At 70.0% G+C, this 22,463-nt stretch carries 19 protein-coding genes; 11 read left to right on the forward strand and 8 right to left on the reverse strand.

Features of this window, described 5'->3' with window-relative positions; translation table 11 throughout:
- Window positions 1–21 precede the first annotated feature (21 nt).
- The 4 genes from L1785_RS13660 (at window position 22) to L1785_RS13675 (ending at window position 3,896) form a co-directional block, all read left to right on the forward strand.
- A complete protein-coding gene (locus L1785_RS13660; RefSeq protein ID WP_236089822.1) occupies window positions 22–783 on the forward strand; it encodes a helix-turn-helix domain-containing protein in 762 nt (253 codons plus the stop codon).
- A 4-nt stretch (window positions 784–787) separates the two neighbouring features.
- The gene (locus L1785_RS13665) at window positions 788–1,261 is read left to right on the forward strand and encodes an NUDIX hydrolase (RefSeq protein ID WP_236089823.1); all 474 of its coding nucleotides are present in this window, start codon (window positions 788–790) and stop codon (window positions 1,259–1,261) included.
- Window positions 1,262–1,511: 250 nt separating this feature from the next.
- Window positions 1,512–3,104 carry an outer membrane protein assembly factor BamB family protein gene (locus L1785_RS13670; protein ID WP_236089824.1) on the forward strand — a complete coding sequence of 531 codons (1,593 nt, stop codon included), beginning with the start codon at window positions 1,512–1,514 and terminating at the stop codon, window positions 3,102–3,104.
- 36 nt (window positions 3,105–3,140) lie between these two features.
- Window positions 3,141–3,896 carry a C39 family peptidase gene (locus L1785_RS13675; protein WP_236089825.1) on the forward strand — a complete coding sequence of 252 codons (756 nt, stop codon included), beginning with the start codon at window positions 3,141–3,143 and terminating at the stop codon, window positions 3,894–3,896.
- A gap of 62 nt (window positions 3,897–3,958) precedes the next feature.
- Here the strand turns inward: L1785_RS13675 and cysS are convergent, their stop codons facing one another.
- Together cysS and L1785_RS13685 are read right to left on the reverse strand one after the other, a co-directional pair.
- On the reverse strand, window positions 3,959–5,377 hold the full coding sequence (gene cysS, locus L1785_RS13680) for a cysteine--tRNA ligase (protein WP_236089826.1): 1,419 nt from the start codon (window positions 5,375–5,377) through the stop codon (window positions 3,959–3,961).
- Between the two features lie 312 nt (window positions 5,378–5,689).
- Window positions 5,690–5,836: a hypothetical protein gene (locus L1785_RS13685; protein WP_236089827.1), complete on the reverse strand. Its 147-nt coding sequence runs from the start codon at window positions 5,834–5,836 to the stop codon at window positions 5,690–5,692.
- A 591-nt stretch (window positions 5,837–6,427) separates the two neighbouring features.
- Here L1785_RS13685 and L1785_RS13690 point away from each other — a divergent pair.
- Together L1785_RS13690 and L1785_RS13695 are read left to right on the forward strand one after the other, a co-directional pair.
- A complete protein-coding gene (locus L1785_RS13690) occupies window positions 6,428–6,871 on the forward strand; it encodes a hypothetical protein (RefSeq protein WP_236089828.1) in 444 nt (147 codons plus the stop codon).
- Window positions 6,872–7,534: 663 nt separating this feature from the next.
- Window positions 7,535–8,473 carry a hypothetical protein gene (locus L1785_RS13695; protein WP_236089829.1) on the forward strand — a complete coding sequence of 313 codons (939 nt, stop codon included), beginning with the start codon at window positions 7,535–7,537 and terminating at the stop codon, window positions 8,471–8,473.
- An 80-nt stretch (window positions 8,474–8,553) separates the two neighbouring features.
- On the opposite strand, the gene L1785_RS13700 is transcribed toward L1785_RS13695, so the two are convergent.
- The 6 genes from L1785_RS13700 to L1785_RS13730 form a co-directional block, all read right to left on the reverse strand.
- Window positions 8,554–9,414, reverse strand: a complete 861-nt coding sequence (locus L1785_RS13700; protein ID WP_236089830.1) for a DUF2637 domain-containing protein — start codon at window positions 9,412–9,414, stop codon at window positions 8,554–8,556.
- Between the two features lie 135 nt (window positions 9,415–9,549).
- Window positions 9,550–10,848 carry a tyrosine-type recombinase/integrase gene (locus tag L1785_RS13705; protein ID WP_236089831.1) on the reverse strand — a complete coding sequence of 433 codons (1,299 nt, stop codon included), beginning with the start codon at window positions 10,846–10,848 and terminating at the stop codon, window positions 9,550–9,552.
- Entirely contained in the window at window positions 10,848–11,075 is a 228-nt protein-coding gene (locus L1785_RS13710) for a helix-turn-helix domain-containing protein (protein WP_236089832.1), read from the reverse strand. The genes L1785_RS13705 and L1785_RS13710 overlap by 1 nt, the downstream gene beginning before the upstream one ends.
- A gap of 205 nt (window positions 11,076–11,280) precedes the next feature.
- On the reverse strand, window positions 11,281–12,285 hold the full coding sequence (locus L1785_RS13715) for a PDR/VanB family oxidoreductase (protein ID WP_236089833.1): 1,005 nt from the start codon (window positions 12,283–12,285) through the stop codon (window positions 11,281–11,283).
- A complete protein-coding gene (locus L1785_RS13720) occupies window positions 12,282–13,412 on the reverse strand; it encodes an aromatic ring-hydroxylating dioxygenase subunit alpha (RefSeq protein ID WP_236089834.1) in 1,131 nt (376 codons plus the stop codon). The genes L1785_RS13715 and L1785_RS13720 overlap by 4 nt, the downstream gene beginning before the upstream one ends.
- A 280-nt stretch (window positions 13,413–13,692) precedes the next feature.
- Window positions 13,693–14,970 (reverse strand): MFS transporter, encoded by a 1,278-nt coding sequence (locus tag L1785_RS13730; protein WP_236089835.1) that lies wholly within the window; start codon window positions 14,968–14,970, stop codon window positions 13,693–13,695.
- 541 nt (window positions 14,971–15,511) lie between these two features.
- On the opposite strand from L1785_RS13730, the gene L1785_RS13735 reads away from it, so the two are divergent.
- The 5 genes from L1785_RS13735 to L1785_RS13755 all read left to right on the forward strand — a co-directional run bounded on the left by L1785_RS13735 (window position 15,512) and on the right by L1785_RS13755 (window position 22,408).
- A complete protein-coding gene (locus L1785_RS13735; RefSeq protein ID WP_236089836.1) occupies window positions 15,512–16,858 on the forward strand; it encodes a flavin-containing monooxygenase in 1,347 nt (448 codons plus the stop codon).
- Complete coding sequence (locus L1785_RS13740) at window positions 16,855–17,733, forward strand: SDR family NAD(P)-dependent oxidoreductase (RefSeq protein WP_236089837.1); 879 nt, start codon at window positions 16,855–16,857, stop codon at window positions 17,731–17,733. The genes L1785_RS13735 and L1785_RS13740 overlap by 4 nt, the downstream gene beginning before the upstream one ends.
- A gap of 2 nt (window positions 17,734–17,735) precedes the next feature.
- Complete coding sequence (locus L1785_RS13745; protein ID WP_236089838.1) at window positions 17,736–19,169, forward strand: aldehyde dehydrogenase family protein; 1,434 nt, start codon at window positions 17,736–17,738, stop codon at window positions 19,167–19,169.
- A gap of 57 nt (window positions 19,170–19,226) precedes the next feature.
- The gene (locus tag L1785_RS13750) at window positions 19,227–20,333 is read left to right on the forward strand and encodes an AraC family transcriptional regulator (RefSeq protein WP_236089839.1); all 1,107 of its coding nucleotides are present in this window, start codon (window positions 19,227–19,229) and stop codon (window positions 20,331–20,333) included.
- A gap of 998 nt (window positions 20,334–21,331) precedes the next feature.
- Window positions 21,332–22,408, forward strand: a complete 1,077-nt coding sequence (locus tag L1785_RS13755; RefSeq protein ID WP_236089840.1) for a LacI family DNA-binding transcriptional regulator — start codon at window positions 21,332–21,334, stop codon at window positions 22,406–22,408.
- Window positions 22,409–22,463 lie beyond the last annotated feature (55 nt).

Genomic DNA, 22,463 nt, shown 5'->3' on the forward strand with positions numbered 1-22,463 from the left:
ATGTCCGGTAACGTCCCATCGGTGCCGAACCCGACAGAGCGCGCCAACCATCACCTGGTCAGCCTGCTCACGGCTCGACGACTGAGCCCGGCCGACCTTGCACAGCGCGTCGATGTCGATCCCAAGACCGTGGACCGCTGGCTGCACCAGGGCCGCAAGCCTCACCCCGGGACCGCGACCCGGGTCGCTGAGACGCTCGGTGTGACGGTCGACGCGCTCTGGCCCCGCGACAGCGACGCAACCCCCGTCCACTCCGAGATCGTGGCCCTGTACCCGCACCGCGCCACCTCACCACCGGACCTCTGGCTGCGCCTGCTCAAAGGGGCCGCCTCGGAGATCGCCCTGCTCGGGCACGCGATCCTGTTCATCCCCGAGCAGAACCCGTCCTCTGTCGACATCATGCGGCGCAAAGCCCAGGACGGCGCCCGCGTCCGCATCCTCCTCGGCGATCCCGACAGCCCAGAGGCTGCTCTGCGCGGCAAGGAGGAAGGCGTCGACAGCGCCGTCCCCGAGCGTATACGGGCTGCTCTGGCCTACTACCAGCCACTGCGCGAGGAGCCAACGGTCGAGTTCCGCCTGCACCGCACCACGCTGTACAACTCGATCTTCGTCTACGACGACGACATGCTCGTCACCCCGCACGTGTTCGGCGCGGCCGGCTACCTGGCGCCCTTGCTGCACCTGCGCCATGACCCAGAACGCGACATGTTCGAGATGTACCGCGACAGCTTCGAGCGGGTCTGGGCGCTCGCTGAACCGCTGACCATCCCCTTGAAAGGTTGAGAACATGGCACGCATCGACTATCTCAACGACCCGGCCGCACCGACGCCGAACTCGATCGTCCCTGCTGTCAGCGTCATCGTCCGCGACGGGACGGGCCGGATCCTGCTGATCCACCGCACGGACAACGACCTCTGGTCCATCCCGGGCGGTGCCATGGAGCCCGGGGAGTCCGTCCGTCAGGCCGCAGTCCGGGAGACCCGGGAGGAGACCGGCTATGACGTGGAGATGACTGGGTTGGTTGGCATCTACACGGACCCAAACCACATCATCGCCTACTCCGACGGCGAGGTCCGTTCCCAGTTCTCGATCTGCCTGACCGGATCCGTCACCGCCGGCCAGGCCCGGACCTCGACCGAGTCGTCGGAGGTCGTCTGGCAGCCCGTTGACGAGCTCGAGGACCTGAACATCCACGCGTCGATCCGCCTCCGGATCGCTCACCTGCTCGACTCCTCGCGCAAGGAGCCATGGCTGAGCTGACCGGCCACCGGCGAGCCTGCGACGGACTCGCGGCGGACACTCGAAGTGTCCGTCAAGTGGTACCTCAAGTGCGGTGACGGTGTCCCGGGCCGCGGCTGTCTCCTAGATCGCAAGAGATCTGCGAGAAGGAGGCGAAAGCATGATGTCCGTTGACAAGCTATGGCGACGAACCGCGCCCCGCGAGGATTGTCAGGTCCGTGCAAACGTCCTGGCGGCCACGCCGCTGCACGGGGTCGGTCGGGTGCCGCTGGTGACACCGCACGGGGTCCTTGTCGTCGGTTATGACGACCAGGCCAAGACGTTCGACGCGAGGCTGATGTCCGACGGCCATGCGGAGCTCTGGCGGCGCGCACTGCCGATGGGCTCGTACGCGCAGAGCATCTACAACCCCGACACGGACGAGCTCTGCGTCCCGAACTCGTTCACCACGTACTCGGCCCTGGACCCCCACGACGGGCACGTCCGCTGGGAGGCCGACCTCGGATCACGCGTCCGGTCGACCGCGGTGGCCGTGGGCAGCCGGTACATCATCTTTATCGGGAACCACATCCTGGAGTTCGGGCCCGACGGCGTCACCGAGCTCGCCGTGTTGCCCGGCTCGATCTTCTTCGGCAAGCCGGCCGTCGCCGGCGAGCGGCTCTACTCCCTGGCCGGCTTACGGCGCGGCGAGGAGGCCTCGCTGGTCGTGGTGTGCTTCGAACGCGCATCGGGCCAGATCGTGTGGACCACGTCGGTCGGCCGGGACTACGTCGTCGCCTCCGACACCGCCGGCCCCGCGCTGGCCGTGGAGAACGGCCTGATAGTCGCTGGGACGAGCGACGGCCACGCCGTTGCGGTCGACGCCGAGTCGGGAACCGTCGTGTGGAAGACCGAGCTGCCCGGCCGGGGCGTCGCGGTGCGCTCCGCACCATGTGTCGCGGACGGCGTCGTCGCGCTCGGCACCCTTGAGGGTGCTCTGCACCTGCTGCGTTCGGTCGACGGCGGGCTCGTCTGCTCGACGGCGGTCGACCCGCTCGGGATCTGGTCCTCGCCCACGATTCATGACGGGTCCGTCTACGTGCACGGCGGTGCCTGGCTGAGTCGGCGCAGCCTGAACGACCTCTCGGCCGTGTGGGAGGTCCCGGTCGGGTTCAACGCATACTCCGCTCCCGTCATCGCCGTGGACCGGATCCTCATCTGTGGCGGCGACCCGCCCGGCGACGGCTATCTCGTGTCGGTCTCCCTGGTCGACCAGGAGGTACCGGTCAGCGTCGAGTCCAGGTACGTCGTAGGCGCCGACCGCGACTTCCTGCGCGTCGAGTACCAGGCAGGCGAGGGCGTCGACGAGATCGACCTGGACCTGCGTCACTTCGGACGCACCGGCCACGAGCGGATGCTGCGCAGCGGCCCGACGTCGTACTACTGGGCGGGCGAGATCCAGCAGGACAAGCGCTACGCCGAGGTGGCGATCTACGGGCGCCTGTACTCCGGCACGCACCAGCGCATCGTGAGCTTCATCGTCGACACCGGCACCATGGAGCGCCCCGCCGCGGCCCAGGCCCGGGTGTTGGGTGACGCCGAGCTGCCAGCGCCCGCTGATGCCCGCGCGAACTCCGGCGGCCCGGTACTCGCGGCCGTTCTGGCAACACACGGCAAGGCCGTCGACCCAGCTCTGGCCGAGGACGCCGCGCAGTACATCCGCGGGCGGGGCATCGACCCGCACCTGATCTGGCGAGGCGGATCCGCCCGGATCATCGCCTCGTCCACGCTCCCGCTGCCTGAGATGCAGGGCCGCACACCGACCCGGTCGGACGTGCTCGCCGTCATCGAAGGGTGGGAGAACGGCGGTCAGGACGACGCCTAGCAAGGTTCGGCAACACGACGAAGGAGAGGATGCACAATGCTCAACGTCCGTGACATCAGCACCGGCGCGCTGGACGGCGCGGGTCTCCTGCCGATCGGCAGCTACGACCCGTTCCAGCCGCGGTTCATCGCCAACCTCAAGGAGCACCTCGCCGCCGGGTACTCGGTGGTCGTCCGGCTCCACCCCGGGGTCGCCTACCCGATGCCCGACAACGACCTGGTGCACAAGGTCGACCGCGAGGGCCACGTCGTGGCCGTCGTCGGCTACGACGACGACCACGACACGTTCCTCATCGGCGACCCGTGGCGGGCCGAGTGGGGTGGTGACCGCCACGGCCTGACCACCCTCACCGCGCAGGACATGGCCCTGCTGCTGTGCAACTCGACCGCGTGCTACGCCGCGATGCCGGCGCCCATGACCATGTCCGCCCGGATCGAGGCCGTCGGACCCACGACCAACCAGCTGGTCGTCACCGTCGGCGCACCCCGCCACCCGCACGCCCGCTGCGAGCTGCGGTCCATCACCGACCTCAACGCGAGCATCAAGCTCCCCGCCGGCCTGGCCTGCGAGCAGGCCCGCCAGTGGGCCGGCCTCGTCACCCCCGAGGGCGACGCCGAACTCACCTGGGTCATCGAGGAGCGGGGACCGGTCGACGGCGAGATCGAGATTGCCGTCGCCGGCCTCGGACTCGGCTACGACCCGTACCCCTTCACCGACGTCGTCGGGTCCCGAGCGCGCATCGCCGTCCGCTCGGTCCTCGACGCTCCGGTCCGCGAGCGTCAGCTCGTCTGACAATCACAACGGCGGGAGCGGTGCTCAGGGGAACCTCCTGAGCACGGCTCCCGCTCTCGCGTTCAGTGGCCGACGGATGATGCCGGTGCGGCGCCGGTGCTCGAGACCGCGTCCTCCGCGAGCCACCAGCGCGTCCCGTTCGGGGTGTCCTCGATCACGATTCCCCGGCCGGCAAGGGCGTCGCGGATCTGGTCCGCACCAGCGAAGTCGCGCGCCGTGCGCAGCTCGGCCCGACGGGCGAGCTGGGCCTCGATCTCGGCGTCGTCGACCGAGCGGACGTCGAGGTCGAACATGTCGAACAGCTCGTTCACGCGCTGCAGCAGGCCCCAGGCGGAGGGTCCGGCCGTCTGATCGCTACGGTTCTGCTCACGGATGTACCCGAACAGCGCGGCCAGCGCGGCGGGCGTGTCGAGGTCGTCGTCGAGACGATCGATCATGGCAGCCCACGTCGCCTCCGCAGCCTCCACGGCCGCCGGAGTCTCTGGTGCGGACCGGTCGATCAGGCGGGCGAAGTTCTCCACCCGGCGCCGTGCACCACGCGCCTGCTCGAGCACGGTCGTCGACAGCTCCATCGAGGACCGGTAGTGCTGGGACAAGAACGCATACCGCAGGGTCCGGTAGTCGCTCATCGCCAGCGCGTCATGCAGCGTGAGGAAGTTGCCCGAGCTCTTGGACATCTTCGCGCCGTCGACCCGCAGCAGACCGGTGTGCACCCAGTGCCGCACCAACGGTTCCTTGCCCGAGGCCGCCTCCATCTGGGCGATCTCGGCCTCGTGGTGCGGGAAGATTAGGTCGACCGCCCCGCCGTGCAGGTCGTACTGAGGCCCGAAGAGGGCCTCGGTGATCGCGGTGTCCTCGATGTGCCAGCCCGGCCGACCCGGCCCCAGCGGCGTGTCCCAGAACGGGTCGCCGGGCTTGCGAGCCTTCCACAGCGCGAAGTCACCAGCGTTGCGCTTGGCGTCGTTCTCGTCGATCCGCGCCACCGAGTCACCCTCGGCCACCTCCGTGCGCCCCGACAGCTTCCCGTAGCCGGGGAACGTGGACAGGTCGAAGTACCACCCGTCGTCCAGCTGGTAGGCATGCCCACGCTCCACCAGCGCCTGGACCTGGGCCACGATCGCGTCGATGTAATCGTGAGCCCGCGCGTAGACGTCCACCTCAGTGTTGCCGAGCGCGGCCATGTCCTGCCGGTAGGCGTCCTCGAACTCCGCGGCGAGCTCACGCGGCTCACGGCCCACATCGGCGGCGCGGCGGATGATCTTGTCGTCGATGTCGGTGATGTTCTGGGCGTACGTCACCTCGAACCCACGAAGCCGCAGGTACCGGGCCAGGAAGTCGAACTGGGTATAGGTCTTGGCGTGCCCGACATGCGCGAGGTCGTACACCGTGGGGCCACACACGAACATCCGCACCGCACCGGGCGACATCGGTTCAAGCGGCTCCACACGCCTGCTCAGCGTGTTGTACAAGGCGATCGCCATGCCTACTCTCCAGATCTGATCTGTCCGACGGGCCTGTAGAACCCGCGAGATGTCCGGCCGACCTCACTTCACGCTCCCACGGCCTGAGGGCTCGTCCTGAGCATCTTCCCAGACCAACGACACGAATACACCGGACGAGGTCAGTTGACGGCGTGCATGTGCGACTCGCGGACGAGGAGGCCTCGGAGGCGCTCGACCTGGGCGAGCGCCATCGGGAAGGAGCAGGTCACGACCCGTAGCACGGAGGACGACACGGGCACCACGCTCGGGCGGCAGCCGTGACGAGTAGACCGCTGGCCCAGCCCAGCGACATCAGATCTCCTCGACGCGGTCGTGGTGCTGGGTGACGGCCAGGTGTCCTCCGCCGGGCAGCTGCACCACTGTCCCGGTCAGGGGCGTCGTGCCGCCCGGGCCCGAGCACGCGCTCCACGTCCTGACCCAGGTCCTGCCGACCGTCAAACGACTGTCCAGCCCACGAGGCCTTGCCTCGGTCCTGTCCGTCCGATCCCGACTAAGCCCGTTCGGCGCGCTGCCTAGAGCTCGACGCATTCGACCACGGCCTCGCGCAGCCACCTCTTTCCTCATAAGCCACTTCAGCTAGCTAGCTCGGCGTAGAGAACGGCCAGGTGCTGGCACGCGGCACCGACCCGCGGGCGTTCCTTTGCCTGCCCCACCGGCCGGCACTCAACCGCCCGGACCCGGCCGAGCTCGCCGCCCCGATCCCCCCGCCCGGTTGGCCGCACCGCACCCGTGCACGGACGGTTCAGGGTCTGAACGAGCGGTACGACGTCGTGCTGGCGAACCTGCCGTACAGCGACCTGCGGCTGCGCAACCCAGACGCGATCAGCGACCTGGTGATCCGGCAGGGGCGCGTCGTGCAGGGATCGTTGGCCCGAGCCCGGGAGGGCGGGATCGTGGTCGCGCTGGTCACCCACCAGGTCCTGGACAGCCTGGACGAGAGCGCGCGCAAGATCATGCTCGCGTTCGGCGACCGGCGCCGTCCGCCTGCCGTCTGGCACGTTGCGTCCACGCGTCCCGGGCGCCGACAGCGTGTGCGACATCCTGCTGTTCCGTCGCCGCGGCGACCACGAACCGGTCAACTCCGACGCGTTCCTCTACGCCACACCCCTTGCCCTCGACAAGGGCAAGGGGTTGGCCAACGAGTACTTCGTCGACCATCCCGAACATGTCCTCGGCCACATGCGGCTCCAGCCCGCTGGCTCCACCGGGCACATCCTGGTCGTCGCGCCCGACGGCGAACCACTCCCCCATCGGCTCGCCACGGCGCTGACGGACATCGTCACCCGTGCCCGCGAGCACGGTCTGACCGCCACATCAGCCACCTGGAACCCGCCGGCGGCCGACCAGGCTCCGGGCCGCCTGCCTCAGAACCGAGCACAACCCGACGACGAACACGCACGGTTCCCACGCCAGACCCCGCCCGCCCGGCATGAAGCGCGTCGGTCCGTCGATGAACCCCGCCTGGGGCTGTGAACCTTCCCCGCCTGGCCGTTCGTCAGGGAGCCAGTGGCCGACGTCGGAGATCTCGGTACCGTGTCCGGCTTGCTCCTCCGCGATGCCGACCCACCGGCTCTGCGTAGCTCCGCCTCGGGCAGTTGGCGTCGGAGTTCGAACCTAGAGTGAGGGAATCCCGGTGAAGGAGGTTCCCACCGTGTTGACACGAGCACCCCGCCTGCGCATCGCCGGGTATAGAGAGCGACTACGGCTCCGACAGCATGGCCGTTGGCAGCCGGCGCCCCTGGAAGCTGTGCGTGAGTGTTGTCGGGCGTCGACAGCCATTGACAAGGCAATCGGTAAGGCGATTCACGCCGCGCTCGCTGCGGGTGCCTCGTGGCAAGACGTTGGTCGCGCGCTCGGAGCCGCGAAAGGCACAGAGACTCAACAAGGCGTCATCGATGCGCTTGCTGACCAGAAGCGCGAGGTCTGGCGGCGATTCTGGACATAGCGCCACCTGATTGAACAGCAACCCTCGGGCCGCTGATCGCCAACCCACTGGGCGCAGCCGAGCCAATCAGCGTGCTCGCCCGTCTCGAGCCGGGCGTAAGCGTCTACGGCGGCTCGACCTGGCTTGTCCGCCTCGGTGGCAGACCAGTCGCGGTGTGGTCCACCACCCACGGGATGCAGGTGCTCCGCCGCGTGGACGACCGCATCACGACCCTGACGCACGCGGGAAGTCCCGACTCGCTCGATCTGTACTTCGCGTACTACCTCGACGCGGACCCCGCGGCGACGGCTCACGACGTCCGCAAGGGCATCACCCACCGCGCCGCCAACGGCTTTGGGCCTTGTCGTGTCGCGCTGAGCACGATCCTCGGCCGCGTTTCACCCCCGAGCCGCCCCGTCGCCGCTGCGTACTTGGCACAATGCGCAGGTGGCCTGCCTCAAAGACGTGCTGAACCGCCTCTTGAACGAGTCGAAACCCACGACGGAACGCACCAGGAAACGCGAGCGGTTGACCGCGGCGATCTTGCGGACGGATCTGCCGCCGCTGTGGGTCGTGGCATGACGTCAGTGATGGCAAACCTGTCGGACTGGGTCCCCGACGGGCTCGGGGCGCTCGCACTGCTGGTCTCCATCGTGTCGGCGCGTTACAGCTTCCTGGCCACGCGCTCGGCGCGCGTGCAGGCCGAGGCGGCCCAGCGGCAGACGGAGATCGAGCATCAGCGCCGACATGACGAACGCAGGCCGACCTGGGAGGCGAAGGTCGAACCAGAGCGCAAGGACAAGAGATCGTTCCTTCTCAGCCTCGTCCTCACGAGCAGGGAAGCCGTGGACAGCGTCACGGTCACGTTGCTGTCGCCAGAAGCCTTCCTGTTCACGACCGACCAGCCGGCATCGCTGGCGTCGAGGCGTGTGGCGACGCTTCAAGATCGCCTTCGACCTGGGCATCCGGAGGCTCGGTGGCCGGTGCGGGTACCGTCGCACCTTCGCGGACACCTCGCGCGGCTGCAGATCGACACGACCATCAGTGACCAGAAGTGGCGTGGCTGGACGTCCCGCTGCCAGAGCCCACGCCAAGGACGTACGGGCTGTAACGCACGGAGCAAGGTGGCGGCCGGTTCGACGTGGTGCTGAACGCGACCGCAAGGGTCGCCCCTTTCAGGGAGCGACGACATCTCCGACCACGCGCCCGGAATGCGCGCGGCGTCCCGGCGCTACACAGCCGACGGGCTCAGGTGGGTCACCTCTGTCGATGGTGACAGTTCCCCCTGGGCTGCCTGGTTGTCCCGTGTCTCGTCCGACGCCTCAGGGGACGTCTGGAGCGAGACCGCTGGGATTCCCTCCGAAGGGGTCTCAGGGACGCGCGGGTCGCGCTCCAGGCGCCGGTACACCGTGGACCGGCTCAGCCGGGTGGTGTTCATGATCTGCTGGATGGTCATACCGCTGTCTCGCATGGCACGCAGGTCGTCGGTGGACCGCGATGTCTGCCCGTGGGACGTCCCGTTGGGACGTCCCGGCCGGCTGCGACCTCGTGCGCGGGACCGACCGGGGCTGGCATGGCTTCCGGCCGGCTCGTGGGACGTCCCAGCTTGTCCTACGTCGGGCGCCTGGGACGGGACGCCCGCGATCACGCTGCCGGGACGAGACACCGCGGCGGTTGGACATGCACCTTGTGCGGTGTCGGGGGCGTGCCGATGAGCAGGTCTAGCCACGATCAGCTCCGCGAGGGTGTGCGTGGTGAGGAGCACGGAGACGGGGGCGAGACCAGCGATCCCGGCGCCTGCGTATCCGTGCCAGTCGTGCAGGCTCGCGTCCCACGCGTGTGCGGCGTTCGCCGCGACCGAGACCGTGGTGAAGCCGATCAGGGACCACCACGCGGTCGCGGTGGACTCGCCCCTGGCGCGGAAGATGAACACGGCGAGGGTGTAGACCAGGATCGAGGCGTCGATGGTGACCGGGACGGTCCATGCCAGGAAGTCCGGGACTGACGCCCAGTCGGCCACCTCCACCAGGCCGGAGTAGGACAGAACGAATGAGACGGCGCCGAGCGTCGTGGTCAGCAGGACGGCCGTCACTAGCGACGGCAGCGTGTCCGGATCCAGACGAGCAGGGCGAGAAGGTACGGCGGCGGGCTGTCCAACTGCAGTGGTCAGACTCACGAAGGCTGCTCCTGGTGGTGTCTTGGATGTTGGTGATCGGTCGTCCGGGTCCTACACGACGCGAAGGTGGCGGCGAGACGTACGGCGGGCTGGGGCCACGAGGTGGCGCGGCTCCTTCTTCGGCGCGGGGTCGGAGGACTCGACCAGGGTCTGCAGCACCTCGCGCACGTCGGGCGCGACCTCGCGGCGGGCGACGTAGTGCGACTGCGTGACGCCCTTCGGCTTGTGCCCCAGCACCTGGGAGGCGACGTGGTCGGAGTGCGCCTCGGCGATCGCCGTCGCTGCCGTCGAGCGCAGCTTGTGGAACGTGACCCGGTGTGGTTTGAGCGCCCCGTTCGACGTCGCGACGGTCGCCTTGAGGATCTTGCCCGCGTTGCCGGTGTTCCAGCAGGTGCCGTTCCTCGTCGGGAAAACCCAGTCGGACGACTTCGGCCGTTCAGGCTGGATGCTTCGCAGCGCCTCCACGACCGCTGGCGGCAGGAGGATCGTCCGGTTGCTGAAGTCGGTCTTCGGCACGTCCTGCCGATAGGTGCCTTTGCCTGTGACCTCCACCTGTGTCCCGGTGACGCTCACCGACGGCGAGTCGCTGTCCAGGACCAGGTCGCCCCACCGCAGCGCCGCCGCCTCCCCGACCCTCAGCGCGGCGCCGAGCAGGAGGACGAGCAGTACGTCGAGGTTCGTCGCCGTCGTGCGCGTGATCTTCAGCGACCGCTCGTCGCGCAGGATGCGGCGGATCGTGCGCAGTTCCTCGGCCTCCAGCGCGACCGGCCGGGGGTCGTGCCGCCGGACCGGCGACACGCCCGCCATCGGATCCGTGGGCAGGATCCCAAGACGGACGGCAGACCGGAACGCACCGCGCAGCGCGATCCGGATCTCCTCTGCCCGGCTGCGCGCGATGCGCTTGTGCCCGTCGAGCCACTGCTCCAGCAGCAGCGTCGTGACCTCGTCCAGACGCAGGTGACCGATCCCACCGTCGGGGGCGCACACGTAGCCGACAGCCCGCTTCGTGTGGACCAGCGACTGCGGGCGCGGCGGCGTCTCGCCCAGCCGCTCGGCGGCGTCCGGCCGCGACCAAAACGCCTCCGACTCCGCCTCGACCTGGTTGTACCAGGCCGAGCACAAGTCGCTCACGGTCGTGATTGCGGCCACGACCGTCGTCCCAAGGAGCTTGTCTAGCTTCTCCTTGACCTTGTCCTCGGCAGCAGTCTTTGTCGGCGCAACAGCCGACGTGGTGCCGTACTCACCAAGCGCGTCGCGATAGCGCACGCGGGCCTGCCACTGACGGCCGCTGCTGGCCTTCTTCACGCTGATGTCGCCGAAGGAACCGGGAGCGAGCTTGGGGCGCGCCATCAGGCCACCACCCTCGACTCGCTCCACTCGAGAAGGTCTCGAGGGTCATACCGCACGTGGCGACCGTGGAGCCGATAGCGAGGGCCGATTCCCTCGTAGCCGGGTCGGCGCCACTTCTCGAGTGTGTGGACGGAGACGCCGAGCACCTCGGCAGCCTGGCTCGGCGTGATGTAGCCCGTAGCGGGCAGCGTGACATGACGCGTGCGGGGCCGGTGCGTCGTGCTCATGCAGGTCAGGTGTGAACGACTCGTCGGCAGCCGGTGGTGGCCGTACCGACCGCCTCGCTCCCGAACCGCTGTCAAGCAAAGCGTGCGCAATTCGTGCTCCCGAGGGCTCACGAATCCCGAAGTCGCTGGTCAGAGGCTCAATACTCTGAAGCGAAGTACTTCTCGGTGTGAGGTTTCCGGCACTCACCCCTTCTCGTCGCGCTTGTCATGGAAGCGTCAGTGACACCCGCGGCCCGTTAGGCGAGCCCTCCCTGGCCACGACCCGCGAGACGCAGGTGGAGATCGTCCGTCCATCGGCTTTCTGGGTGGTGCTGAGAAAGACGTCGCGGTGGTCGAGGGCGCCGTCGACCGCGTCGACGTCGAGAAGGCACAGTCCGCACTCGCCCTTGCGGCAGTCGTACATCAGGTCGATGCCGGCGCGGGTCAGTGCCTCGAGCATGGTCTCGTCGCTGCGGACGGTCGCCTCCACCGCTCGTTGGGGGATGGTGACCACGAACTCCTCGGGCTGGAACCAGCCACTGCTGCCGAAGGTCTCGTAGCGCAGGTTGACCAGCGGCAGGGCCGCACTCTCCCAGGCCCGGCGTACGGCGTCCATCAGCCGGATCGGCCCGCACATGTAGAGCTCGGTGGCCCCGCTCAGCGGATGCCGGCCGATCGAGCCCACCAGCTCGGCCACGTCCAGGGGCGTCTGCTCGGCATCGATGTGGACGACCAGCCGGTCTCCGTGGAGGCCGGCCAGCTCGTCGAGGTACGCCATCCGCTCCCGGCTGCGGCCGGCGTAGACCAGCGTGTAGTCGGCGCCCGCGCGACGCAGCGCCTGCGCCATCGCCGCCACCGCGGTGATGCCGATGCCTCCGGCCAGCAGCACGTGTCGTGGGGCGGCCACGCTGAGCGGGAAGTTCTGCAGCGGCTGCGTCACTGGGAGCTCGTCGCCCGGGACGAGGGTGTGCATGAAGGCCGAGCCGCCGCGGGACTGCGGCACCCGGAGCACGCTGATGGTCAGCTGGGAGCCGTCGTCGTCGGACTCGACGATGGAGTAGGACCGGACGTCGGTCGTGTCACCGACCGGCACCCGGACGTCGAGGTGGCTGCCCGGCGCTGCCCGGCCGCGTGCGGGGCGCTGGATGGTGATCCGCTGGACGTCCGCTGCCACCGGGGCGGTGGCGAGGACCCGGCCGGTGCTCCAGTCGGGCTGGGCGCTGGTGGTCATGGTGCCGACCCGACTGCCGACCTGGCTGCCGACCGGACGGGGGCGCGGTCCTCGGCCTCGAGCATCCGGTCGAGGATCCGCCGCACCCACATGCCGCCGGCGTCGATGTTGAGGCTGTAGAACTCGTGGTCGGGGTTGGCGTCGATCGCCGCCTGCTGTGCGGCCAGCATCGCCTCGTCCTCGGCGAACACGTTCCGCACGCTCTCACGCAGCTGCGTGGTGATCAGCTGGCTGTCGAGCCGGTAGTTGCGCATGAAGGCCCAGAAGTAGTGTGACGTCCGGTCGGTCTCTGGGGTGATCGTGTTCATCACGTAGCCGTTGACGCCGTGGCTGCGGTCGCCCTCGGGCGCGCCGGTGCCGGCGGGGGCTACGCCGACGTCGATGCAGATCGTCGAGGGCGCGTAGTAGTGGATGATCTGCCAGCGGTCGACCCGACCTTCGAAGTCCGGGAACCGGTCGCGGATGTTCTTGCGCCAGAACGGCGGCGGCTCGACGTCGAGCATCCAGCGCTCGACGGTCACGCTGCCGTCGTGCTCGAGCCGGGTCCGGAACTCCGACTCGCTGAGCTCCTCCTGGCCGATGCTGCTGCCGTGCACGAACTCCTCGTGCGTGAGGTCCATCAGGTTGTCGAGGATCAGCTGGTAGTTGCAGGGTGCGTGGATGGTCAGCCCGTCGCCCGCCCACTCCGGGTGGTCCATCTGGTGCATGTCCGGGATCAGGTCCGGGTCGGCCACGGTGCTGTCACCCGGCCAGACCCAGACGTAGCGGTAGCGCTCGACCGTCGGGTACGACGGCACCATCGCGCTCGGGTTGACCGTCTCCTGGGCGGGCATCGCCGTGCAGCGACCGGCGGAGTTGTAGCGCAGCCCGTGGTAGGGGCACTGCACCTCGTCGTCGCCGACGAGCTTGCCCATCGACAGCGGTGCGAGCCGGTGCCAGCACGCGTCGGCGAGGGCGACCGGCCGGCCGTCCCTGGTCCGGTAGAGCGCCATGGGCCGGCCGGCGACGGTGCGCGACATCAGGGCCTTGCCGGTCACCTCGTGGTCCCATGCGACGGCGTACCAGGCGTTCAGCGGGTGCGGGAAGATCTTGGCCGTCACCTTCCCGCTTGGCATCAGGTCGGCCATCAGGGGCTCCTTAGTTCGGTGTGGCTGGCGTGCACCACTGTGCGAGCCGCACCACCATCAGGGAAGAGCAGATTGATGATCACCCCCATCCATGAGGTTTATGGTGATGGGGTGACCGGGCCGACCCTCCGCCACCTCGACTTCTACCTGCTTCCGACGCTGGCTCGGCCTTCATGCGCACCCTGGTCCCGGGCGACGAGCTCCCAGTGACGCAGCCGCTGCAGAACTTCCCGCTCAGCGTGGCCGCCCCACGACACGTGCTGCTGGCCGGAAATCGCGGTCAGGGCCTACGACCTCTGTCCACGGCCACGGGGAGGACGTGGGCCGAGCCCGGGCGGCGGCTTGTCCACGGCGGCCCGGGTGCCGTCGGGCGGAAGAAGCATGCGGTGGTCACCAGGGCCAGTGCGAGGGCGGCGGGTATCCCGTAGGCGATGCGGAAGTGGCCCGTAGCCCCCAGGCCCCCGCTCGCGCCGGCTCCGACGAGCACGCCGACGTAGTTGAAGACGTTGAGCCGGGCCAGCACCGTCTCGGGGGCGCCGGGTCGCAGCCGGCTGGCGGCGGCGACGCACAGCGGGGTGAGGGCGGCGACTCCGAGGCCCGCGCAGCATGCCGCGACGACCGCGTACGGCCAGCTCCGGGCCGCTGCCAGGGAGGCCAGGGCGGCGGCCGTGAGCAGGGCGGCGGCGCGGACCACCGCCACCGGCCCGACCCGGCGCACCATGAGGTCGGCGCCCGCCCTGCCGGTCACCGTGCCCGCCTGGTAGGCCGCGTACGCGAGCGGCGCGGCGGCCAGGGACGCACCGAGCGTCTGGTGAAGGTAGGCCGTCGACCAGGCCGAGACCGTGGAGTCGACGACGTAGGCGACGAGCAGAACGACACCGAAGGGGACGAGCCGCGCCCACACCCGCCGCCCCGGGATCTCGTCGTCCGGCGCCGGTCGGCCGCTGGATGAGGAGGGCACGGGCGCGAGGGCGTGGGACCGGACGGTCAGCGCCAGGAGGGCCACGAGTACGGCGTGCGCGGTCAGGACGTACTGGACAGGCCAGCCCAGCTGGGAGACGCCCGCCGTCAGCAGCGCGGCTGCCACGCCCGCGGCGCTCCATGCGGCGTAGAAGGAGGAGAGGATGCTGCGCCCGTAGTGCCGTTCGACGGTGGCCGCGCGGGTATTGACGGACACGTCGATGGCGCCCAGCGCCAGCCCGAAGAGGACGTAGGCCGCCGAGGCGGCGGCCCGGCCGGGTGCCCACGCCACGGACAGCAGGGTCGCGGCCGCGGTCAGCACCGCCGCGCGCATGACGGCGACGGGACCCGAGCGGCGTACGGCGGCCAGACCCGCGAAGCTGCCAGCGCCCGCGGCCAGCGTCAGGGCGATCGTGAGGGCGGTCATCTCCAGGGACGACAGCCGCAGATGGTTCGCCACGGCGGGCACAGTGGTGGAAACGGCGGCCACCGCCACGCCCTGGGCGGCGAACACGGTGGCCGTGACCCGACGGGCTCCCGCGAGCGAGCCGCCGTTCGCGGACCGGGGCGGAGCCGTCGCTCCGACGGATGCGGTCATGGGTGACCCTCTTCCTGTCACGGACCGTGGACGGGCCGGCGTGCGCGAATTGGAGCAACCGTAGAACTCCGGACCGACCCGCCGAAGGACACCGACGGCCACACGGGGGACCCTGGCGGCCAGCAGCGGACGGCCCGGGGCCGGTGGCCGATGACTTCGGGGTCAGGAGCCCACGGCGGCTGGTGCCGAGGAGCCGACGGTTCGGGTGGCCGGGAGCCGATGGCTCGGGTGGCGGGAAGTCGACAGCCCAGGAGCCAGGAGCGAAAGGCCCAGGGTCAGGGACCGAGGGCGCGCGGCCGGAAACGGACGGCCGGGGGCCGGGAGCCAACAGCCCGGCAGTCGGAAAAACGGAGGGGCCGGGGGTGTCTCACGCGGTGGGTTCGGCGTCGGCCGGGTGGGAGGGGCGGTCTGTGGCGCGCCCGGGCGGTCAGTGGGCTGGCCGCTGCAGCCCCCTTTGTGGCCGCACGGGTCAGTCCGCCGCTGCTTGCGTGCTGCCTAAGTTCCTCCCACGCCGAAAGTGGCGACGAGAGGAGGTGGACTCGTGAAGGAGTCCGAATTCGACACGTGTGTGATCGGGGCCGGTCCCGCTGGGCTGGCAGTGGCACGGGCGCTCGGTGAGCGGCGGCTTCCCTACACGCACATCGAGCGGCACACCGGTCCGGGCGGCCTGTGGGACATCGACAACCCGGGCAGCCCGATGTACGAGTCGGCGCACTTCGTCTCCAGCAAGACCCTCTCGGGCTTCGGCGGCTGGCCGATGCCCGACCACTTCGCCGACTACCCGCCGCAGCGGCAGATCCTGTCGTATCTGACGTCGTTCGCCGATGCGTACGGGCTGTCGGAACGCATCGAGTTCGGCACCGCGGTGCGCGACCTGGCGAAGAACGCGGACGGCACCTGGACGGTCACCCGTGCCGACGGGCGGACCAGCCGGCACGCGCAGGTGGTGGTCTGCACCGGCTCGCAGTGGCACCCCAACATCCCCGAGATCCCGGGTGACTTCAGCGGCGAGATCCGGCACACGGTCGGCTACCGCAGCAGCGACGAACTGCGCGGCAAGCGGGTCCTGGTGGTCGGCGCGGGCAACTCCGGCTGCGACATCGCCTGCGACGCGGCCCGTGCCGCCGACCACGCGGAGATCAGCATGCGCCGCGGTTACTGGTTCATCCCCAAGCACCTGTTCGGCAGGCCCGTGGACACCCTCGAAGGCGTCGGTCCCCGGATGCCGAAGTGGCTGGAGCAGAGGCTGTTCGGCGCGCTCCTGCGGATCGTCAACGGCGATCCGACCCGCCTCGGCCTGCAGAAGCCGGACCACAAGCTTTTCGAGACCCACCCCACGGTCAACTCGATGCTCCTGCACCACCTGCAGCACGGCGACATCACCGCGCGGCCGGGCGTCCTTCGCGCCGAGGGCCGCACCATCCACTTCACCGACGGCAGCAGCAACGACTTCGACCTGATCCTGCTGGCGACCGGCTACGTCCACAAAGTGCCCGTCGCGCAGGCCCACTTCGGCGACGAGCAGCACCCCGACCTGTATCTGTCGTCGTTCTCCCGCGAGCACGAGGGGCTGTTCGGCGTCGGCTTCATCGAGACCAACTCCGGCGCCTACCAACTCTTCGACGCCCAGGCGCAGCTGATCGCCGGCTTCGTCCAGGACACCCGTCGGAGCTTGCCGAACGCCGCGCGGTTCGCCCGCATGATTCGCAGCGACCGCCCGGACCTGACCGGCGGTCTGCGGTTCGTGGACTCCCCGCGCCACACCGGCTACGTCGACAGCGCCGCGTACGCCAAGTACGTCACCAAGGTCGCCGCCGCCATGGGCTGGCCCACCGAGGGCCGCCCGCCGGCCATGCGGGCCGTCCGTAGCGAGGAGACGGTGGCATGAGCGGCTACGACTACACCGGCAAGGTGATGCTGGTGACCGGCGGCGCGGGCGGCATCGGCAGCGCGCTGTGCCGGCGGTTCGCGAGCGGCGGCGCGGTGTGCGTCGTCGTCGACATCGACGGCGACCGCGCGCATCAGGTCGCGGACAGCCTGCCCGGCGCCGGTCACCTGGGCCTCGGCTGCGACCTGCTGGACCGGGTCGGGGTCGCGGACCTCTTCGAACAGGTCGCCGCCGCCTTCGGCCGCCTCGATGTGCTGGTCAACAACGTCGGTATGACCAGCACCGAGCGGTTCGACGTGCGCCCGGTGGAGACCATCGAGCGGGAGATCGACCTCAACATGATCTCCCCGCTGGTGGCCACCCGGCTGGCCGTTCCCCTGCTGAGGGCCTCCGCCGATCCCCGCATCGTCACCACGGTGTCCCTCGCCGGCATCTTCCCCCAGGGGGAGACTCCAATCTACGCGGCGTCGAAGTTCGGGCTGCGCGGCGCGATGCTGTCCATCGCCCTCGACCTGGGCACCAAGGGCATTCGCGTCGGCTCGGTGCTGCCGTCGGCCACCGACACCCCGATGCTGCGTCGGGAGGCCGTCGACGGCGGCAACTCCCTGCAGTTCCAGGACCCGCCGCAGCAGCCGTCCGACGTCGTCGCCGCGGTGGTGAGCCTGCTCGACCGGCCGCGGCTCGAGGCGTATCCACGCGTCGGCGAATCGCTCCTGGTCCGCTTCTCCATGCTGGTGCCGAACCTTCTCCCCAGCCTTCTCCCGCTCTTCCGCAAGCGCGGCGAACGCGGCCTGGCCCGGTACCTGAAGGACCTGCGGCGCAGAGGACTGGCCCGGCAGGTCGACGGCCGCTGGGAACTGGTGAAGGAGGCATGACCATGAACACCGACACGAACACCCGCCCGAACGCCCGCCTGCTCACCGTCATCAACCCGGCCACCGGGGAGACCCTCGACACCCTGCCCGCCGCCACCGTGGGCGACGTGGACACGGCCGTGGACCAGGCGCACCGCGTCTTCGACAGCGGGGTGTGGGCGGCTCGGCCGCCCCGGGAGCGGGCCGCGGTCCTGTTGCGCCTCGCCGATCTGATGGAGCGCGACGCCGAGATCCTGGCCCGCCTGGACTGCGAGGACGCGGGCAAACCCATCACGGAGTGCCGTACCGGCGATGTGCCGGGCGCGATCGAGTCGATCCGCTGGTTCGCGGAGGCGGCCGACAAGGTCTTCGGCCGCACCGCCCCCACCAGCCACGACCACCTGGGCCTCATGAGCCGGGAACCCGTCGGAGCGGTCGCCGCCGTCCTCCCCTGGAACTACCCGCTCGCCATGGCCGCCTGGAAGATCGGGCCCGCCCTCGCCGCGGGCAACAGCCTGCTGCTCAAGCCTGCCGAGGCGACCCCGCGCTCGGCCCTCCACGTGGCCCGGCTGGCGACCGAGGCGGGACTGCCGGACGGCGCCCTCGCCGTGCTGCCCGGCTACGGCGCGGAAGCCGGCCGGGCGCTCGCCCGCCACCCCGGGATCGGCGCGCTCTCGTTCACCGGCTCGACGGCGACCGGACGGCGGATCCTGGCCGACGCCGCGGAGACCAACTTCAAGCGGGTCTCCCTGGAGATGGGCGGCAAGAGCCCCCAGGTGCTGATGCCGGACGCGCTCGAGTTCGGCGTCGACCTCATCGACGACATGATCGCGGCCGCGTTCCTGACGATGGGCCAGAACTGCACGGCCGGCTCCCGGATCCTGGTCCACGAGGACATCGCCGCCCAGGTCATCGCACGGTTCACGGCCGCCGCCGGTGCCCTGGTCATCGGCGACCCGGCCAAGCCGGACACCCGCACGGGACCGCTGATCAGCACTGCGGCGCGAGACCGGGTCGCCCGCGCCGTGGACGAGGCGGTCGCGGCCGGAGCCGTGGCCCACACCGCCGGGCTGCCGGCGGGCCTACACCCGCACGGGGCCTACTACCCGCCCACCGTCGTCGTCGGCGCTCCCGACGGCAGCCGGGTCCTCACCGAGGAACTGTTCGGCCCCGTGGTCACCGTCCAGACCTTCGCCTCCGAGCAGGAGGCGATCCGGACGGCGAACGCCACCCCTTACGGCCTTGCCGCCTCACTGTGGACCCACGACCTCGACACCGCCTTCCGCCTCGCCCGCGGCATCCAGGCCGGAGTGGTCTCCGTCAACTCCTACAGCGAGGGCGACATCACCGCCCCCTTCGGTGGCTGGAAACAGTCCGGATTCGGCGGGGCGGAGCGGTCCACCGACGCCTTCGCGCAGTGGACCAGGGAGAAGACGGTCTGGATCCGTACCCGCTAGCGCGGCCGAAACCGGAGATGCTTAAAGTGGTCGCCAGTACGGCCCTGGAGAGAAGCCATGACCGAGGCAACCCGTCCGGAGAACGGCACCAGCCGCAGCACGTCGGCGACGATTTCCCCGAACATTCTGCGCTACCTGGTCCAGATCGCCGAGGAGTACGGAGTCGACCTACAGCCGGAACTGGCCCAGGTCGGTCTCACCGAGACCCTGATGGGATCGGCGGCCCTGCGCGTCTCCTACCGCCAGGGCAGTGCCGTCATCCGGCGCGCTGTCCAACTTACCGGGGACGAGAACCTGGGCCTGCGGGTCGGAGCCGCGCAGCACCTCACCGCCTGGGGGCTGGTGGGCTTCGCCATGCTCGCCAGCGACACCCTCCAGGTCGCCATCGAGGCGGGGGTACGCTTCCAGAACGTGTCCGGGGCAATGACGGTCTGGTCGGCGGGCCGGGAGGGCTCCGACTACGTGGTCCGAGCCGACCTCCCGGACCCGATGATCGACCCGGACGTCGCCGTCTTCCTCGTCGAGGAGGCGTTCTCGAGCGTCGTCACCCTGGGCCGCCTCGCCGCCGACGCCGGCCTCGCACCCCAGGAGGTCCACTTCGCCTTCGCCGCCCCGCGCGACGTCCAGCCCTTCCGCGACCTGTTCCGCTGCCCCCTGCACTTCGGCGCCTCCCACAACCGGCTGGTGGTTCCGCAGGCATGGATCAGCCGGCCGATGCCGGGCCGCGATCCGGTCACCTACGCCTCGACCCTCGAGCTCCTCGAAGGGCAGATGGCCTCCCGCCGTCGTCAGCAGGACCTGCTGGAGATCCTGGAGATCTCCGTCGCGCAGAGCCTCCCGGTCGTCCCCTCCTTCTCGGAGCAGGCCCGCAGACACGCGTCGAGCGAGCGGACGCTGCGCCGCCGCCTGGCCGACTGCGGCACCTCCTACGAGGCGATCGTCGAGGGCGTCCGCCGTGAGCGCGTCGAACAGCTCCTGCACCGCCCTCACCTCACCCTCCGCGAGGTGGCCCGCCAGGCGGGCTTCTCCGACGAACGCGCCCTGCGCCGGGCTGTCCGCCGCTGGCACGGCATGGCACCGTTGCAGCTGCGCGAGGGCTTCTCTTCGGAGACGGCTGGAACAACGCCGAGTCAGGGGCGCGGGGAACGACGCGACCAGCCGTAACCGGACCCGTAGCCGCCCCCCATGCTGTCGTGCTCCCGCTGTTGGCCGAGCTGTCTAGGGTGAACCCGCACGATGAGCAACTGAAGTTCGGGCGCCGTCCAGCACGGTGCCGGGCTCAAGTTGCTCGACGGCGGCCGCGGTGACCTCAGGGAACGTCGTGGTCATGTCCGTGCCCCGGCGCGACCACACGCTGGACCCGACCTCGCCCGGACATCTCCGCCGAACAGGTCGAGCACCTTGTCTGCGGGATGGAGCACGCGGTGCGGCTGGGCGCGGCGACCGACCGCGGCCCGTACCTCCAGATCCTGCTGGCCGGCCTGCGGCCCGCCTGAGACCCCGGCGTTCCCGAGACCCTGTCCTGGCACGGATCGTCGAGCCCACGAGCAAGCTGGACTCGCTGCAGGTCGCGAGCGCCTTCCTGGCAGCCCGCGCCAGACCGGCTGCAGGCTGATCCGCGACGGCGCGTGGCGGATCGGGTCGTGCAGGTGCTCGGTCGAGCAGCGGTAGCACCCGGGATGAGGTCAGAAGGTATGGGTGGGGTCCCAGCCGGACCGGCCCTGATGCATGCCGGGGTTGTGGGTGCCGTCGAAGCCATGGCTCTGGGCGCAGCTGACCACGTGCTTCCGTACTCGCTGTCCGGGCTGGCAGCGGCAGAGGGAAGGAACGTGGCCGAGGCGCCGAGCACCGCGATCGAGGCCAGGCTCACCGCGACGCTGGTGGGCGAGGCGAGCGGCTGTCTTCATCATGGTCTCCTCTGTCTTGTTCATGACAGCACTGTGCCCGGGGGCGTGCACGGAAGTAGTGCCGTTCGTCCCTTGATTGCAGCTTCTTGCGGTGTCGCTCCGGCGGGAGTTGCGTTCCCTGATAGTGGTGTAACGCGGTTGTCCCGCTCGTCGGCGAGACGAGGAACGGTCACCGCGTGATCCTTTCGAGTGAACCTTCCATGGCAGTCATCGACCGGCGCCGCGGTTCGGCGGAAACGCCCTACGCTTGACTGCATGCCAGACCCCATGACGGCTGGTCCTGTGGACCGTCATCGCGAGAGATCGCCTGAAGAGGGTCCGGGCCACCTGCTCAAGGCGCCCACGCTCGAGGAGGTCGCCCAGCGGGCGGGGGTCTCGCGTTCTGTGGCGTCCCGTGCGATGAACAACGCGCGCAACGTGAGTCCGGCGAAGCGTGAGGCGGTCGCGCGAGCCGCGAGCGAGCTCGGCTACGTCCCGAATGCGACGGCGCGTGCCTTGGCGACCAGCACGGTGGGGTCGGTGGTCCTTGCGGTCTCCAACGACGACCCGGCGCTGTTCGGGGACCCGTTCTTCTCGCAGGTGCTCGTCGGTGTGGCCGAGGCGCTAGAGAGGTCGGAGCTGGACCTGACGCTCATGCTCGCGTCCTCGGCGCGCGGACAGGCCCGGATCGAGCGGTTGCTGCGGTCGCGTCGCTCTGACGGTGTGATGCTCATGGCGCTGCGGCGGGACGACCCTCTGAACCGGGTCGCGGCGGCCACCGAGCTGCCGGTGGTCATCGGCGGCCGACCGCTGGACGGAGAAGCCCGCTGGTATGTCGATGTCGACAACCGAGGTGGTGCCCGCCTCGCCGCGGAGCACCTGCTGAGCTCCGGGCGTCGGCGCCTCGCCATGATCAGTGGTCCGATGGACCTGGAGGCATCGGTCGCCCGCTATCAGGGCTTCGCTGATGCCCTGGCGGTGGAGCGACTGCCTTCGGACCGGGTCGAGCACGCCGACTTCAGCTTCGAGGGCGGCGCTCAGGCGATGGGGCGGCTCCTCGCAGCGCACCCCGACATCGACGGCGTCTTCGCCGCCTCGGACAACATGGCCGCCGGCGCGATGCGGGCCCTCAAGGCTGGTGGGCGCCGCGTCCCGCAGGACGTCGCCGTGGTCGGCTTCGACGACCTGGAGATTGCGCGTCACACCGAGCCGGCACTCACGACGATCAGCCAACCGATCCGTGGTCTCGGTCAGGAGATGGCGACGATGCTGGTGCGCGTCATCGGCGGTGAGTCCCCGACCCCGATCATCTTGCCTACGCGCCTGGTCGTGCGGGGCTCGGCACCCCGGTGAGAGGAGTCGACGCGCGAGACGCCTCTCACCGGGGTGCTTCACGGACAGCTCCAGG

This window comes from Antribacter soli (genome assembly GCF_021568775.1).
In the GTDB taxonomy this organism is placed as follows: Bacteria; Actinomycetota; Actinomycetes; order Actinomycetales; family Cellulomonadaceae; genus Antribacter; species Antribacter soli.